This window comes from Pseudomonas sp. S34, from assembly GCF_009866745.1.
Lineage (GTDB): Bacteria > Pseudomonadota > Gammaproteobacteria > Pseudomonadales > Pseudomonadaceae > Aquipseudomonas > Aquipseudomonas jessenii.
Genome location: NZ_CP019398.1, coordinates 2,061,235 through 2,077,588, shown reverse-complemented (window position 1 = coordinate 2,077,588; position 16,354 = coordinate 2,061,235). Strand labels below are relative to the sequence as shown.

17 protein-coding genes are annotated in these 16,354 nt (G+C 59.9%); 10 read left to right on the top strand and 7 right to left on the bottom strand.

Translation table 11 applies throughout. From position 1 onward, the window contains the following. Positions 1–60 precede the first annotated feature (60 nt). Positions 61–1,815 (bottom strand): L,D-transpeptidase family protein, encoded by a 1,755-nt coding sequence (locus tag PspS34_RS09175; RefSeq protein ID WP_154860624.1) that lies wholly within the window; start codon positions 1,813–1,815, stop codon positions 61–63. A gap of 81 nt (positions 1,816–1,896) precedes the next feature. Between PspS34_RS09175 and PspS34_RS09170 the strand changes: the two genes are divergently transcribed. The 6 genes from PspS34_RS09170 to PspS34_RS09145 all read left to right on the top strand — a co-directional run bounded on the left by PspS34_RS09170 (position 1,897) and on the right by PspS34_RS09145 (position 7,564). Then, positions 1,897–2,598: a murein L,D-transpeptidase catalytic domain family protein gene (locus PspS34_RS09170; RefSeq protein WP_102668829.1), complete on the top strand. Its 702-nt coding sequence runs from the start codon at positions 1,897–1,899 to the stop codon at positions 2,596–2,598. A 107-nt stretch (positions 2,599–2,705) separates the two neighbouring features. After that, positions 2,706–4,412: a copper resistance system multicopper oxidase gene (locus PspS34_RS09165; protein ID WP_154860625.1), complete on the top strand. Its 1,707-nt coding sequence runs from the start codon at positions 2,706–2,708 to the stop codon at positions 4,410–4,412. A gap of 10 nt (positions 4,413–4,422) precedes the next feature. Beyond that, a complete protein-coding gene (locus tag PspS34_RS09160) occupies positions 4,423–5,325 on the top strand; it encodes a copper resistance protein B (protein WP_154860626.1) in 903 nt (300 codons plus the stop codon). A 52-nt stretch (positions 5,326–5,377) separates the two neighbouring features. After that, positions 5,378–5,761, top strand: a complete 384-nt coding sequence (gene copC / locus PspS34_RS09155) for a copper homeostasis periplasmic binding protein CopC (RefSeq protein ID WP_090454177.1) — start codon at positions 5,378–5,380, stop codon at positions 5,759–5,761. Between the two features lie 3 nt (positions 5,762–5,764). Beyond that, on the top strand, positions 5,765–6,688 hold the full coding sequence (gene copD, locus PspS34_RS09150; protein WP_150812487.1) for a copper homeostasis membrane protein CopD: 924 nt from the start codon (positions 5,765–5,767) through the stop codon (positions 6,686–6,688). 90 nt (positions 6,689–6,778) lie between these two features. Then, on the top strand, positions 6,779–7,564 hold the full coding sequence (locus PspS34_RS09145; RefSeq protein ID WP_090454174.1) for a transporter substrate-binding domain-containing protein: 786 nt from the start codon (positions 6,779–6,781) through the stop codon (positions 7,562–7,564). A 70-nt stretch (positions 7,565–7,634) separates the two neighbouring features. Here the strand turns inward: PspS34_RS09145 and PspS34_RS09140 are convergent, their stop codons facing one another. Then, complete coding sequence (locus PspS34_RS09140) at positions 7,635–7,856, bottom strand: hypothetical protein (RefSeq protein ID WP_150812485.1); 222 nt, start codon at positions 7,854–7,856, stop codon at positions 7,635–7,637. Positions 7,857–8,510: 654 nt separating this feature from the next. Here PspS34_RS09140 and dusA point away from each other — a divergent pair. After that, positions 8,511–9,506, top strand: a complete 996-nt coding sequence (dusA, locus tag PspS34_RS09135; protein ID WP_154860628.1) for a tRNA dihydrouridine(20/20a) synthase DusA — start codon at positions 8,511–8,513, stop codon at positions 9,504–9,506. A 178-nt stretch (positions 9,507–9,684) separates the two neighbouring features. Beyond that, entirely contained in the window at positions 9,685–10,611 is a 927-nt protein-coding gene (gene tal, locus PspS34_RS09130; protein WP_057715632.1) for a transaldolase, read from the top strand. Between the two features lie 204 nt (positions 10,612–10,815). Here the strand turns inward: tal and rssC are convergent, their stop codons facing one another. From rssC to PspS34_RS09115, 3 genes are all read right to left on the bottom strand, one after another. Continuing rightward, positions 10,816–11,298, bottom strand: a complete 483-nt coding sequence (gene rssC, locus PspS34_RS09125) for an anti-sigma factor antagonist RssC (RefSeq protein WP_057715633.1) — start codon at positions 11,296–11,298, stop codon at positions 10,816–10,818. Beyond that, positions 11,298–12,479 carry a two-component system response regulator RssB gene (rssB, locus tag PspS34_RS09120; RefSeq protein WP_057715634.1) on the bottom strand — a complete coding sequence of 394 codons (1,182 nt, stop codon included), beginning with the start codon at positions 12,477–12,479 and terminating at the stop codon, positions 11,298–11,300. Before rssB ends, rssC begins: the two co-directional genes overlap by 1 nt. Before the next feature lie 389 nt (positions 12,480–12,868). Beyond that, positions 12,869–13,558, bottom strand: coding sequence for a VacJ family lipoprotein (locus tag PspS34_RS09115; RefSeq protein ID WP_150812442.1), 690 nt, complete (start codon positions 13,556–13,558; stop codon positions 12,869–12,871). 201 nt (positions 13,559–13,759) lie between these two features. Here PspS34_RS09115 and PspS34_RS09110 point away from each other — a divergent pair, with 201 nt between their 5' ends. Together PspS34_RS09110 and PspS34_RS09105 are read left to right on the top strand one after the other, a co-directional pair. Further along, complete coding sequence (locus tag PspS34_RS09110; RefSeq protein WP_150812441.1) at positions 13,760–14,380, top strand: HAD family phosphatase; 621 nt, start codon at positions 13,760–13,762, stop codon at positions 14,378–14,380. A gap of 112 nt (positions 14,381–14,492) precedes the next feature. After that, positions 14,493–14,756: a DUF4404 family protein gene (locus PspS34_RS09105; protein ID WP_150812440.1), complete on the top strand. Its 264-nt coding sequence runs from the start codon at positions 14,493–14,495 to the stop codon at positions 14,754–14,756. A 174-nt stretch (positions 14,757–14,930) separates the two neighbouring features. Here PspS34_RS09105 and queF read toward each other — a convergent pair whose 3' ends face one another. Both queF and PspS34_RS09095 read right to left on the bottom strand, forming a co-directional pair. Beyond that, positions 14,931–15,761, bottom strand: a complete 831-nt coding sequence (gene queF, locus PspS34_RS09100; RefSeq protein ID WP_154860629.1) for an NADPH-dependent 7-cyano-7-deazaguanine reductase QueF — start codon at positions 15,759–15,761, stop codon at positions 14,931–14,933. Between the two features lie 61 nt (positions 15,762–15,822). Further along, positions 15,823–16,344, bottom strand: a complete 522-nt coding sequence (locus tag PspS34_RS09095; protein ID WP_150812439.1) for a cupredoxin family protein — start codon at positions 16,342–16,344, stop codon at positions 15,823–15,825. Positions 16,345–16,354: the final 10 nt, after the last annotated feature.

Genomic DNA, 16,354 nt, shown 5'->3' with positions numbered 1-16,354 from the left:
CACAGGTTTCGTGTGTTAAGTGATCAGTAATACGCTCCGGCGCCCGTTTCCAGTCTTTCGCTACAGCTTGTTCTGCCCCGTCACCACCAGCGGTATCTCTGCGCGACGCAAGTCCAGAGCGGGCAATTTCGTAGGCTGACTCAAGCCCTGCAGCACCCTGGCATCGTAATCATAAATGTCGGGCTTGAACGTCACCCGCCCGTCATTGCTCAGGTCCACGGTCCAGTAAGCCAACAACACCGGCACTTTCACCGGTAGCGGGATGTTCTCGGTCCTGCCATTGGCCAACTGTTTTTGAATCCCGGCGCTGTTCCAGCGCACCGGGTCGTTAAACAACAGCTCGACCAGTTGCAAGGGGTTTTCCACGCGGATGCAGCCTGAACTGGTGGCCCGGACCGTTTTGGCAAACAGCTCGCGGTGTGGCGTGTCATGCAGGTAAATCGCATAGTCGTTGGGGAAGCGGATCACCACCTGCCCCAGCGAACTGTCGGGGCCGGCATCCTGACGCAGGTGGATGCCTCGCGGGTTGCTCCAGTCGACACTCGACGGATCGAGCACATTGCCTTCGCGATCCAGCACGCGAATCCGGTTGGCCGCCAGATAACCCGGATCGTTCTGGACTTTCGGAATCACGTCCTGCTTGAGGATGGTCGGCGGCACGGTCCAGGTCGGGTTGAACGTGATGTAGGTGATTTCGGCCTGGAATACCGGCGTACTGCGCACCGGCTTGCCGACCTGCACTCGCGAACGCCAGATCGGCAGACCGTCACGGTACATCGCCACCTTGTATCCGGCGATATCGACGATCACAAACGTGCCCTGCAGTTTGTACAACAGCCACCGGGCGCGCTCCATGTTGACCCGCACCTGATCGATCCGCGCCTCGACCGGCACGTTCAGCGCCGCCAGCGTCGCCGCCCCTGCCACGCCATCGGCCCCCAGGTATTGCTCGGTCTGATACTTCTTCACCGCGGCGATGACCTTGTCGTCGTAACCGGCTTTTTTCGACAGGTGCGCGCCCAGGTAACCGCCCGCCACCAGACGCGCACGCAATTGAGCCACCGCCACCCCGTCCATGCCGGGCTTGAGCGATTGCCCTTCAGTGACTTTCGGCCAGCCGCCCGCATCATGGACCTGGCGCAACCGGGCCAGGCCTTCACGCAAATTGCGGTAAATCTCTTCCTGAGGAGGCGCATCGGCGAATGCACGCGCAACGTCATGGGCATCGAGGGCGGCGAACAGGTTGTTCATGTCCTCGTGGGCATTACCGCCGGCAGGATCGAAATTCCAGTGAATGTCCAGCCGCGACGGATCGACTTTACCCCGGCGCAGTTGCAGCAGCGCGGTGATGAACGTGCGGGTCGCCGCCATGTCGAACATCGCCCGTTGCGCCGTGGAAGGCATGGCCGCCACCAGCGACTCATGGGCCTGAGCCAGTTCGGTGATGCGGAAATCCGCCGGATTCAGGCCGTCGATCCGGGTCTCTTCGAGGCTCTTGAGTAATTGCGCCACGTCACGATCATCCGTCCACGCGGCGCGATAGTTGCGATGCATATAGAAATCCAGCACCACCCGGTTGACATCCACACGCTGATGGCGCCTGGACGTGAGCAACGGCGGAAAAGCCGATCGCAGCGGTTCCAGCGTCGCTTGAATCGCTTGGCCGACCGCATCGTCGGGCGCCGCGGCATCGATTGTGCTGCTCGCCGCAGATACCGGCTCAATCGGCGAAACTTGCCCAAACGCTGCACCGCTGATCAGAAAGCCCATAAAAAACATGCGGCTTATGACGAATGACCTTGTTAACTGCACCATGGATAATCCTTAATCCCCCGTTTCAAACGGCTAGTTTTCCGCTCGCTGCTAGACTCGAAATTATCATGATGAGACCCGACTATGGCGCTAAACCGCTTTGGCCTTTTATTTGCCATTTTACTGACGTGCCTTTCAGTAACGTCAGCCTACGCCGATTCGCTTGAAAACGCGCTGGTCAAAGCAGCACCCGGCGCCGACGCCAAAGTGATTGCCCTGGCCGTTCGTGCCACTCAATGCAGCCGTGCCCAAGGTGTCGCCCCCGCCCAACGACTGGCGGTGATCGATTACTCCCTGCCCTCGACCGAACAACGCCTGTGGGTCTTCGACCTTAAACGGCGCAAGTTGCTGTTTCACGAACTGGTCGCCCATGGCCGCAACAGCGGTGAAAACATGGCCACGCTGTTCTCCAACCGCAACGAAAGCCACGCCACCAGCATCGGTCTGTTCCGCACCCAGCAAAGCTACCTCGGCCAGAACGGTTACTCGCTGCGCATGGAAGGCCTGGAGCCCGGCTTCAACGATAACGCCTTTGACCGGGCCATCGTCATTCACGGCGCGCCCTATGTCAGCCCGGTACTGGCCCGCGCCAATGGCCGCATCGGCCGCAGCCTGGGTTGCCCGGCCGTCAGACCGGCGATTGCCCATCGGCTGATTGATTCGATGAAGGACGGGCAATTGTTATTTTCCTACTACCCGGACCAACGCTGGCTGAAGTCGTCTTCCTACATCAACTGCAGCGGCGACACGGTGGCCTCAAGGGAAAAGTCCACTTCACGCCGGTAAGCGACGCCCAACCTGTCAAAACTGTAATCTTCGCCTCAGCCAGCTGAAAGGCACCGCCTGCTAGCCTCATCGACAAGTTCAACAGGCTGACGGGCGGAACAGACGGCATGCACTCCCACACTTCAAGACGCACCTTCGTCAAAGGCCTGGCCATCGGCGGGCTCTTCGGCGGCCTCGGGTTATGGCGCACGCCGGCCTGGGCAATCAGCAGTCCCGGCGAACCGCAGGTGTTGGCCGGTAATGAATTCGACCTGTTCATCGGCGAATCCCCGGTCAACTTCAGCGGCAGCCCACGCACCGCGATGACCATCAACGGCGGCATCCCCGGCCCGCTGCTGCGCTGGCGTGAAGGCGATACGGTGACGCTGCGGGTGCGCAACAGACTCAAGGACAGCACGTCCATTCACTGGCACGGCATCTTGCTGCCGGCCAACATGGACGGCGTGCCGGGGCTGAGCTTCAAGGGCATCGAACCCGGCGGCATGTACGTCTACCAATTCACGGTGCGCCAGAACGGCACCTACTGGTATCACAGCCATTCGGGGTTTCAGGAACAATCCGGCGTCTACGGCCCGCTGGTGATCGACGCCAAAGACCCGGAGCCGTTCCAGTACGACCGCGACTACGTGGTGATGCTCAGCGACTGGACCGACGAAGACCCGGTCGGCCTGATGAAGACGCTGAAAAAACAGTCCGATTACTACAACTTCAACAAACGCACCGTGGGCGACTTCATCCACGACGTCAGCGAAAAAGGCTGGGGGCCGACCGTCGCCGATCGCAAAATGTGGGCCGAAATGAAGATGAACCCCACCGACCTGGCGGACGTCGGCGGCGCCACTTACACCTACCTGTTGAACGGCCAGGCGCCGGATTCGAACTGGACCGGGGTGTTCCGCCCCGGGGAAAAGCTGCGGCTGCGCTTCATCAACGGCTCGGCCATGACCTACTTCGACGTGCGCATCCCCGGCCTGAAAATGACCGTGGTCGCCGCCGATGGCCTGTACGTCAAACCCGTGAGCGTCGACGAGTTTCGCATCGCCGTGGCGGAAACCTTCGACGTTATCGTCGAACCGACTGAAGCGGCCTACACCCTGTTCGCCCAGGCGATGGATCGCACCGGCTACGCACGGGGCACCCTGGCGGTGAAGACAGGACTGGTTGCGCCGCTGCCGCCACTGGACCCGCGCCCCCTGGTGACCATGGATGACATGGGCATGGGCGGCATGGACCACGGCAGCATGGCGGGCATGGATCACAGCAACATGGCCATGGACGATATGCCCGGCATGCAGTCCCACCCGGCCTCGGAAACCGACAACCCGCTGGTGGACATGCAAGCCATGTCCACCTCACCGAAACTCGACGACCCCGGCATGGGCCTGCGCAACAACGGGCGCCGCGTACTCACCTACTCCGACCTGCGCAGCACCTTCGAAGACCCGGACGGCCGCGAGCCTGGCCGCAGCATTGAGCTGCACCTGACCGGCCACATGGAAAAATTCGCCTGGTCGTTCAACGGCGTGAAGTTCTCTGATGCAGAGCCGTTGCGCCTCAAGTACGGCGAGCGGCTGCGGATCGTTCTGGTCAACGACACGATGATGATGCACCCCATCCACCTGCATGGCATGTGGAGCGACCTCGAAGACGAGAACGGCCAGTTCATGGTGCGCAAACACACCATCGACATGCCACCGGGCTCCCGGCGCAGCTATCGGGTCACGGCCGATGCGCTCGGCCGCTGGGCCTATCACTGCCATCTCCTGTACCACATGGAAATGGGCATGTTCCGTGAAGTTCGCGTGGAAGAATGAGGTGCGCCCCATGATTCGATTCACCCCGGTTTTTTTCGCACTCGTGACCTCGACGGCAATGGCCGCCAGCGATGACATGCAAGGCATGGATCACAGCCAGATGGACCACGGCCAGATGCAAGGCATGGATCATAGCCAGATGAACCACGGCCAGATGCAAGGCATGGACGAGGGCCAGATGCAGCCCGCCGCCCCCAGCGAAAGCCGCACGCCGATCCCGGTGCTGACCGATGCCGATCGTGCTGCGGTGTATGCCGATCCCGCCGGCCACCACGTACATGACAGCACGCTCAACTCCTTTTTCCTCGCCGACAAACTGGAATGGCAGGACGCCGATGACGGCAGCACACTGGCCTGGGACTTGTCCGGTTGGGTCGGCGGTGACATTGATCGCCTGTGGCTGCGCTCCGAAGGCGAGCGCACCAACGGCGTGACCGAGGACGCGGAAATCCAGGCCCTGTGGGGCCACGCCATATCCCCGTGGTGGGACGTCGTCAGCGGCGTGCGCCAGGACTTCAAACCCGGTGCCCCGCAAACCTGGGCCGCGTTCGGCGTGCAAGGCATGGCGCTGTACAACTTCGAGGCCGAAGCCACGGCCTTCATCGGCGAAGGCGGTCAGAGCGCCGTGCGGCTGGAAGGCGACTACGACATCCTGCTGACCAATCGGCTGATCCTGCAGCCGACCGTCGAGCTCAACGCCTACGGCAAAAACGATCCGCAACGGGGCATCGGCGCGGGGCTGTCCAACACCGAGGCTGGCTTGCGCCTGCGCTACGAAATCCGCCGGGAATTCGCGCCCTACCTCGGCGTGACCTGGAACCGCACCTACGGCAACACCGCCGACTACGCTAACGACGAAGGTGAGGACCGCAGCGAAACCCGCCTCGTGCTCGGTGTTCGGATGTGGTTCTGAACAGACTCACCCAAAACCAACAACAACCGCTTCGAGCGGTAAAGGACCTTGCATGCGCATCTTCAAACCCACCGCTATCGCAGTCGCGTTGCTCAGCGGCCTGCTTGTTAGCACCCTCGCTCAAGCGCACCCCAAACTACTCTCTTCCACCCCGGCGGAAGGCGTAGAAGGTGCATCACCCGACAAGATCGAACTGCACTTCTCCGAAAACCTCGTCACCCAGTTTTCCGGTGCAAAACTGCTGATGACCGAAATGTCCGGCATGGCCCATGCCCCGATGCCGGTCAAGGCCAAAGTCAGCGGCGGCAGCGATCCGAAGACCATGTTCATCATCCCGGCAGCGCCCCTGGCTGCCGGCACCTACAAGGTCGAATGGCGCGCGGTGTCGTCGGACACCCACCCGATCACCGGCAACGTCACCTTCAAAGTGAAATGATCGATGAGCGACTCGGCCAACGTCGTGCTGCGGTTTGTGTTGTATGTGGATTTGATGTTGTTGTTTGGCGTGGCGCTGTTCGGGCTCTACAGCTTCAAGGGACAGGAACGGCAATCCGGGACAGTCTTGCCCTTTCGCCGGTTATTGACGGGAACAGCCGGGCTCGGCGCGCTGCTATCCATCGCCGGCATGGTGCTGATGGTCCGCGTCATGAGCGGTGAATCAGACGTTACCGAGTTGCGCCCTCACCTCGAAATGATGCTGTTCGAGACGGACGTCGGGTTGGCCTGGGCCGTGCGGATGATTGCATTAGCGGTCGCGGGTTTGGCGTTGATGCTCAACCCACGCGCCCCCGGCATCAGCCTGGTGATCGCCGCCACGGCTGGCGGCATCGCCCTCGCCAGCCTGGCCTGGAGCGGGCATGGCGCCATGGACGAAGGCAGTCGCCGTTATTGGCATTTCGCTACGGACATCCTGCACCTGTTGGTGGCGGGTGTCTGGCTCGGCGCGTTGCTGGCGTTTGCGTTGATGGCGCAACCCCGGGCCCTGCAAACCGAAGCGCACATACGGTTGCTGGCTCACGCAGTCAGGCGATTTGAGCTTGTCGGTGCGCTGGTCGTTGTGATCATCACCGTGACGGGCGTGGTGAACTACCTCTTCATTGTCGGGCCTAAACTCGATGAGGTTTTACTCAGCCACTACGGAGTTTTGCTGGCGATCAAAGTACTGCTGTTTGCCGGGATGCTGGTGTTGGCGGCGCTGAACCGCTTTTATCTTGGCCCCTTGCTGGAGCGGTCGTTGCGAGAGGGCCAGTATCGCGTGGCAGCCCATGCACTTCGACGCAGTGTGTGGGTGGAAATGGCCGCGGCGATATTGATTTTGGGGTTGGTGGCGTGGCTGGGTACGTTGAGCCCGGAAGTGGAGTGAGTCATCTTCAGGGGCGTTGATTTTTCACACCGGTGAAAGTTTCACTACACTCCCCTTTCAAAACCACTCCAGCACAAAAGCCCGATAACAATGACGAAAATCAAAAGAGCAATGATGCTCGGCGGCTTGCTCGCACTCTCCCTTGGCGCCCAGGCAGAACCTTCGCATCTGGACAGCGTCATGCAACAGGGACAACTGCGCGTCTGCACCACCGGCGACTACAAGCCCTACACCCTCAAAGCCGAGGACGGCGAATACTCCGGCATCGACATCGCCATGGCCCGCGCCCTGGCCGACAGCCTTGGCGTCAAGGTCGAGTGGGTGCCCACCACCTGGAAAACCCTGATGCCCGACATGCTCGCCGGCAAGTGCGACATCGCCATGGGCGGCATCTCGGTCACCCTGGAACGGCAGAAAAAAGCCTTCTTCAGCAGCATCCTGGACGTCGACGGCAAAATCCCGCTGGTGCGCTGCGAAGACCAGGCGCTGTACCAGACCGTCGAACAGATCAACCAGCCAACGGTTCGCCTGGTCGAACCTGCCGGCGGTACCAACGAAGCCTTCGTCCACGCCTTCCTGCCCAAGGCGCAATTGAAGTTGCACGACAACGTGACCATCTTTCAGGAACTGCTGGATAAAAAAGCCGACGTGATGATCACCGACGCATCCGAGGCGCTGTATCAGCAGAAGCTGAAACCGGGCCTGTGCGCGGTCAACCCCACGCACTACATGCAATACGGCGAAAAAGCCTACCTGCTGCCCCGCGACGACATCACCTGGAAGCTGTACGTCGATCAGTGGCTGCACCTGGCCAAGGCGACAGGCAACTACCAGAAGATTCTGCGCCAATGGCTGGCGGTGCCTGACGCCAAGTAACGGATCGTTTTTAATCGCACAAAAAAAGGGCGCCCCCAAAGGAGCGCCCTTCTTCATTGCGGAGCGCGTATCAATCGTCGTGCAGCAAACCGGAACCGTATTCGCCGAAGCTATTGCCGAGCGCACTGCCATGGAAATTCATCTTGTCGGGATTGCTGCTGGTCGGCCCCGGGCCAAACCCGGCCGGCTGCACCGAGTCGGCAGAATAATCACGATGGGCGCTCACACCCGAACAGGCGCTCAACAACAAAGCACCGGCAAGCAGCGAGACTTTGACGAGGTTTGCGATCATTTTTTGATTCCTGTGGGTTAGGCGCGAGGGGCATGACCTTTGGCGGTCATCCTATGCCTCGTCTGCGCCGGGCAACATGAAACTTTGGGGGGTGACAGCGTTGGTTCAGGAACCGTGCGCACCTGGCGATCTCTCACATCCACTACCTTGCGGATCGACATTGTCCAAGGCTCGATTCACCAACAACTCCCCCACCACCGCCAGTTGCTGAATCGACAGCGCCAAACTGCGTGTTGAACCTTCGAGCGAACAAACAAAGTCTGGGGTGGAAGCTGTGCACGGATGTGGAAGACCAGGGATCCAGTAACCCGGCGCACCCGAAAGTGCCCCGCGCACAGCCGCCATTGTTTTAACAGCAGACATGAAAAAAGCGCCTGCTTAAATTCAGGTGGCGCCTGTGCGCCTAGATCCTGTGAAGGGCTTCCACACCCTTGTCGCTGAATTTGCAACGACGGAGGGAGGTTAAACGGGTGATCAGAGGTGGGGCAATATGGGCAATGTGGACGCGATTTGAGGGAAATCTCCTACTTTTTCGTGATGTTATCAACGCAATACCCAGCACCTGCTAAATCGCCCTGAGGCATGCCCAAACCCCACAAGCCCCATTCCTGATAAACTCCTCCACCTCCCAGCCTCACCGATTCCAGATCCCCCATGTCCGTAACCACCGCAACACCCGCCCCGCTTTCCCGTCGTTTCTCCGTCGCGCCGATGATGGATTGGACCGACCGCCACTGCCGCTTCTTCCTTCGCCTGCTGTCGAAAAACGCCCTGCTCTACACCGAAATGGTCACCACCGGTGCCCTGCTCAACGGTGATCACGACCGTTTCCTGCGTCACAACGAAGCCGAGCATCCGCTGGCGTTGCAGCTTGGCGGTAGCGTGCCGCTGGACCTGGCCGCATGTGCGCGCATGGCGCAGGAGCATGGTTACGATGAGGTGAACCTGAATGTCGGCTGCCCGAGTGATCGGGTACAGAACAATATGATCGGCGCGTGCCTGATGGGGCACCCGCAACTGGTGGCCGATTGTGTGAAGGCGATGCGTGATGCGGTGTCGATTCCGGTGACGGTCAAGCACCGTATCGGGATCAATGGCCGGGACAGTTACGAAGAGCTGTGCGATTTCGTCGGCACGGTGCGGGATGCCGGGTGCACCAGTTTTACCGTGCATGCGCGGATCGCGATTCTGGAGGGATTGTCGCCGAAGGAGAACCGTGACATCCCGCCCCTGCGTTATGACGTGGCAGCGCGGTTGAAGGCGGATTTTCCTGAGCTGGAGATTATCCTCAACGGCGGGATCAAGACGCTGGAAGCTTGCCACGAACATTTGCAGACGTTTGACGGCGTGATGTTGGGCCGCGAGGCGTATCACAACCCTTATGTGATGGCCGAGGTGGACCAGCAGTTGTTCGGCAGCCCGGCGCCGGTGATCAGCCGGGCTGAGGCGCTGGCGCAGTTGCGTCCTTATATAGCGGCGCACATCGCGGCAGGTGGTTCGATGCACCACATCACTCGCCATGTGCTTGGGCTGGGCACCGGGTTCCCGGGAGCACGCAAGTTTCGGCAGTTATTGTCGGTGGACATTCACAAGGCCAAAGAGCCTTTGGCGTTGCTGGATCAAGCGGCGGAGTTGCTTGAGGGGCGTTAACGGTCGGTCTTGTTGAACCTGTGGGGCGTTTTGGCATCGTATTCTTCGATACCGCACCCCACCTTTCAAACACCTGTTTTCAGGTTGTTGCCACAGGGGGCATTGATACACGTACACGCCCTTGAGTGGCTGTCAGCGCTCGGGTAATGTCATCAGACCCATAGGACAGAGCACGCTCATGACTTCCAAGCTGGAACAACTCAAACAAATGACAACCGTGGTTGCCGACACCGGCGACTTCGAAGCTATCGCTCGCGTTAAACCCGTGGACGCCACCACCAACCCTTCCCTGCTGCTCAAGGCCGCGGCCATTCCTGCGTATGCCGAGCTGCTGAACGCCTGCGTCAATGACTGCAAGGGCGATGTGGGCCTGGCCAGCGACCGTTTTGGCGTGGCCGTGGGGCAAGAAATCCTGAAAGTGATTCCGGGCCGCATTTCCACCGAAGTGGATGCGCGCCTGTCGTTCGACACCGATGCCATGCTCAAGCGTGCGCATCGCCTGATCGAGCTGTACGACAAGGCCGGTATTGGCCGCGACCGCGTGCTGATCAAGATCGCGTCCACCTGGGAAGGCATCCGCGCTGCCGAGATCCTGGAAAAGGAAGGCATCCAGACCAACCTGACCCTGCTGTTCTCCTTTGCCCAGGCGGCCGCCTGTGCCGACGCCGGGGTGTTCCTGATTTCGCCGTTCGTGGGCCGTATCTACGACTGGTACAAGAAAGCCAACGGCAACGACTACACCGGCGCGGATGATCCGGGCGTGCAGTCGGTGACGCGCATCTACAACTACTACAAGGCCAATGACTACAAGACCGTGGTCATGGGGGCGAGCTTCCGCAACCTGGGCCAGATCGAGCAACTGGCCGGCTGTGACCGCCTGACCATCAGCCCGGACCTCATCGACAAGCTGGCCGCGGATACCGGCAAGCTGGAGCGCAAACTGGCGCCTGGCCATGCCGGTGAAGCGCGCCTGAGCCTAAACGAATCGCAGTTCCGCTGGCTGTCCAACGAAGATGCGATGGCGACCGAGAAACTCGCTGAAGGCATTCGTCAGTTCGCGCGGGATCAGGAGAAGCTCGAGGCGTTGTTGCAGGCCAAGCTGTGATCTGAGTGGGTGTAATGCAAAAAGGGCGAACCTGTGAGGGTTCGCCCTTTTTTGTATGTGTTTGGTGACTGGCAGGACGCCATCGCGAGCAAGCTCGCTCCCACAGGAGTTCGCGGGATGACTGAGGTCGTGTGCTAAACGAGGACCTGTGGGAGCGAGCTTGCTCGCGATGGGGGTCTGGCTGACCCACATCAATTCAGGGGATCAATGGCGTTCGAGCGCATTCACCAGGTCATGGAAGGCTTCACGATTGGTGTCGTTCAGGCCCATGAGGATCTTGTGCGCTTCGAGCACCTTGATCCGCACCACTTCTTCGGACTGATCCTGGTCTGGCAGGTCGTCCAGGCATTCCGGGCACGGCACCGGCTTGTCAACGATGTTGAACACCTGCTCGAAGCCCATGGACTGCAGCAGCCGCGTGATGTCTTCGTGGGTGGTGACGACGGTCGGCAGCAGGCCAACCTTCTGCCGCGACAGGATCGACAGCTTGGCCAGCAGGCCAAGTGTGGTGCTGTCGATGCTGCGGGTTTCGGTCAGATCGATCACGATCGAATTGAAATTCAACGCGCTGAAGATCCGCTCAATAGTCGCATCCAACGCCGAACACAGGGTCAGGCGAACTTCACCGACGAACTTCAGGACGAAGGTGCCATCCTGCTCGGCGAACTGGATTCTACCGGTACTCATCAAAGATTCCTGCTCAACACCAACAGGGCGATATCATCCGGCATCTCCCCTAGCGTGGCCAATCCAAAAACCTGCCGCAGCCCATCCAGGGTGCCGCCCGCTGCCTTGACCCGTTGGGGCAACGCCGCTTCTTTCTCTTTGAGTGTGGGTTCTGGCAAAAGATCCAGAATGCCATCAGACATCAGCGTCAGGCTGAACGTCGGTGGCAGTTCCAGCACGTGGTCTTCGTAGGTGGCTTCGTTGAAGAGGCCCACCGGCAGACCACGCCCTTGCAGATAACGAACACTGTCTGGCGTGTACAACACTGGCAACGGCAAATGACCGCCGATGCTATAGGTTAACAAACCGGTCTCCTCGTCGATGACTCCACCGACCATTGTGACGTGTTTACCCAGCTTACAACTGATCAGGCCCCGGTTGATATGACCAAGAACCTCTGAAGGCTTGAATTCCGGCAGGGTGCCGCTGCGCTTGGATTCGAACAGCAAGCGCGTGGTCATGAACTTCAACAGCACGGTGACGAAGGCTGAGGAGGCGCCGTGACCGGAAACGTCCGCCAGGTAAAAGGCGACCCGGCGCTCGTCGACCCGGAAGTAGTCGACGAAATCACCCGACAGGTACAGCGACGGGATGATCTGGTGAGCAAACTTGAACTCGTCGATGGTCCAGGGGCTGACCGGCAGCATGTTCATCTGCACCTGGCGACCGGCGTTCTGGTCCTCCTGGAGCAGGTTCAGGCTGGCTTCGAGCTCGCGATTGGCCTTCTCCAGCTTCTCGCGGTAGCGCTGGTTCTCCAGTAGCAGGCGCGCACGATCCAGGGCCCGGCGCACAGAGTGCTCGAGCACAGCCAGATCTTCGAGAGGCTTGATCAGGTAGTCCGCCGCGCCCAGGCGCAGGGCTTCGACCGCGTCATTCATCACGCCGGCACCCGACACCACGATCACCGGGGTTTGCGGCGACAGTTCGGTGACCTGGCGAATGAGTTCGAGTCCACCCATCTGCGGCATGCGCAGATCGCAGATGACCAAGTCGGGCTTGTCTTGCTCGAATACCTGAAGACCCTGCTGACCATTGCTGGCCTGCAAGACGCTGAAACCACTGTCTTCCAAATAGGCGGCGAGGCTCGCGCGCACTACTTCGTCATCATCGATTATCAGCAGCGTGGCACTGGTTTTTGGCATGTGGGCAAACGGCGCCAGAATTAGGTTGGCGTAGCAGGCGGGGATTTTGGCCCGGCGCTGACTACTGGATTCGCTTTCTAGCCTCTCTGTCGCACCGCTTTCGGGCAATTGCCCTACACACGTGTTCACCAGAGGTGCCCTTCTAAGGCGCAGACGGTACTCCCATCCGCGGGGCGTTTCAAGCTCACGCCGATGGTCGCCTGACGTCTTTATTTGTCAAATCACCGAGAGTTATAAGAACAGGCAAATCCGTAACCCAATGGAAGGTTCGAACCCACGAGCCAAACCGGCCGGGACTACAGTGAAAACCGCGATTTCATCCGCATGCGGCTCTTCGCAGACAAAAAAGGCGGCCTTGATGGCCGCCTTTTTCAGTTTACCGGTCGAGATCAAAAATCGTCTTCGACCTGACCGTCTTTCACCTTGAATTCACGGTTCTGCAAGTATGCATTACGGATGAAGGTGTACTTGTCGCCGGTGATCAGCTTCTCGCTCGACAGCAGGTTGGCACGGGTATCGATGATGTCCAGGGCGTGGAACGAGTTACGCACCGAAACGTCGTTTACGTAACGATAAGCGCCGGTGTAGCTGTCGACGTACTTGGACGGCGTATCACGCAAGGTGCTTGGCCCCAGCAGCGGCAGCATCACGTAAGGGCCGCTGCCGACACCCCAGTAGCCCAGCGTCTGACCGAAGTCTTCGTCATTGCGCTGCAGGCCCATTTTCGTGCCGACATCAATGACGCCCAGCAAGCCGAAGGTGGTGTTGAAAATGATTCGTGCGGTATCAACGCCTGCGGCACGAGGTTTGGCCTGCAGGATATCGTTGGCCAGGTTGCGCACATCGCCGATATTACGGAAGAAGTTGTGAACGCCGTCTTCGACAAACTGCGGCGTCACGTACTGGTAGCCCTGGGCCAGGGGTTTGAGCGCGTAGGTGTCGATCACGTCGTTGAACTTGAAAATCGGGCGGTTGACGCTTTCCCAAGGATCCTCTTCCGTGGCTGCCTGGGCAGCGAACGGAACCAGCATCACACTGGCGCATACACAAATCCTGGCTAGATGATTGCTCCAGCGCATAGAAAAAAACTCCTTGGTTTGTACTGGCTCGGGCACTTGGCCCAGGCAATAAGTTGGCAAGTATAAGACGTAAACGCCGTTTAACGCACTTTGTACGAGATCCACACGGAAGGAATCGTGCCAAATGTGAGCGTTTCACATCCATGTCATTCAACTGTCACCGTCGTCCACTAGCCTTCAGGCTATTTCAGGGACGTCCACATGCCGCTCGCCGAAGCCTTGCCCCAAACCGCACCCAGCCTGACCGCCGTACTGTTCGGCCTCAGTGGCTGCCTGGTGGATTTCGGCGCGCACACGCACCGGCACGGCAGCCACTCGGCCGAACACGCCGAGGCCACGCCCGGCGCACTGGATAGCCTGCGCAGCTTGCAGCGCCAGCAAATCCCCTGCGCCTGGCTCGATGAACTGCCCCCTGCCCTCAGCCAAACCCTGGCCGCGGCGCTGCCGGAATGGATCAAACCCTCGCAACATTCAGCTACAAACAACCCATGGCCCGCCCCGAATGCCTGCTGGCACGCCTTGATGACCCTGAACGTCGAGCGACTCGACGGCTGCGTACTGGTGAGCGGTGAACCCCGTTTGCTGCAAGCGGGGCTCAATGCCGGGTTGTGGACCATCGGTCTGGCATCCTGCGGCTCGCTGTGCGGGCTGGCGCCCGAGCAATGGCAAGCACTGCCCCCGCAGGAGCGCGACATCAAACGTGCCAAGGCGACGATGCAACTGTTTGGCCTGGGCGTGCATTCGGTGATCGATCATCTCGGTGAACTCGACACCTGCCTGGCCGATATCAGCTTGCGTCGGCTCAAGGGCGAAAAGCCCTGATCGAGATCATGCACGTTGGCCGCGAGTGGATTAATCTAAAGGTCAGCCATCGACCTTTGGCCTGCCGCCATGGTCTATGCCAGTGCCTATCGATAAAAGAAGGAAGAACGCCATGCCTGCCCGCGAACTGCAAGAACAGCTCAATGCCCTGCGCGAGCAATTGGAACAGAATCCTCCATTGTCTGAAGCCGAACGCGCAGAGTTGAGCGAACTGATGCAACAGATCGAGTTGAAGCTTGAACTCGAAACCAAAACCCAGGATTCCAGCCTCGCCGATGGCGTCAACCTGGCTGTCGAGCGCTTTGAACTCGAACACCCTACCCTTGCCGGCACCCTGCGCAACATCGGGCAGGCCTTGGCCAATATGGGAATCTGAACCCCGCCAGACGCAAAAAAGCCCTGCTAGTGATAGCAGGGCTTTTTTGCGTCTGCACTTGGCAATGCACGTCCCCTGTGGGAGCGGGCTTGCTCGCGAAAGCGGTGGGTCAGTCAACATCATCGTTGAATGTGAAGCCGCCTTCGCGAGCAAGCCCGCTCCCACATTAAAGCGTTACTGGCGGACCAGGCGATGGTTCGGCAGCTGCACCTCTTCAGTGCTGCGATACGGGTTGATATCCAGCCCGCCACGACGCACATAACGCGCATACACCGTCAGTTTCTCTGGCTTGAGCAACCGCTGCAGGTCGAGAAAGATCCGCTCTACACACTGTTCATGGAAGTCCGAGTGTTGGCGGAAGCTGACGATGTACTCGAGCAGGCTCGCATGATCCAGCGCCGCGCCACGGTACTCCACCGCGACGCTGCCCCAGTCCGGCTGGCTGGTGACCGGGCAGTTGGACTTGAGCAAATGACTGTGCACGCTCTCCTCGACAATGCGCGAATCATCGCAACGCAGCAGTTCCGGCCGTGGATGCTCGTAGTTGCTGACGCTGATATCCAGTTCATCGATGCACACGCCCGGCAAGGCCACGACGCCTTCGCTCTCGACATCCTTAAGACTGCGAATGCGCACACCCACCGGCTTGCCGGCAGCCGCCGACAAGTCCTTGGCCAGCGTCACCTCAAGGCTCGCGGTATCGGCAAACGGCGTCTGGTTCAGGGAGTTGAGATAGAGCTTGAACGACTTCGACTCGATGATGTTCGGCGAATCCGCCGGAATGCTGAATTCGCCGATCGCCACCACCGGCTTGCCCGACGGCAGCAGCCAGGACAGCTCGAAGCAGTTCCAGAAGTCCACGCCTTTGTACGGCAGGGTTTGCGCCGTCAGGCCCAGCTCCGCCCACTTCGCGGTGCGCGGGATCGGGAACAGCAAGGACGGCGTGTAGGTGGCGATGTATTCGCTGGACTTGCCCAGCGGCGAGTGTTCGGCTGCGGGATGCATGGCGGAAACCTGACTGAAGAATCAGCGGATTCTATCAGCCTTTGCTCCCGCCTTTGAGTGCTTACTGACTGACAGTCAGTTTGCCGACCATGCCGGCCTGGTAATGGCCGGGAATATTGCAGGCAAACTCAAGGCTGGTGGCCTTGCTGAAGGTCCAGGTCAGCTCGGCGGTCTTGCCCGGTTCCACCAGCACGCTGTTGGGGTCATCATGCTTCATGCCGTGGTCCATTTTGCTGTGATCCATGCCGGCCATTGCCTTCATACCGGTTGGCGCCAGCATGCCGCTCTGTTGCATCTGCAACATTTCCTGCTGGTGCCTGGCATGCAATGCCGCATCCCCCAAGTTGAACTCATGCAGCAACTGGCCTTTATTGACCAGCACGAAGCGCACGGTTTCCCCGGCCTTGATATCGAGGGACTTCGGCGTGAAGGACATGTCCCCCATCACCACCTCGATGCTGCGGGTCGCCTTGGCCGCCGAGGCCGGTTGACCGAAATCGTAGGTATGCCCGGCGTCTGCCCACACCGGTGAACTCAGCGCCAGCAAACACAGGATTTGCGCCACGGATTTGCGTAAAAACATCGTCATACTC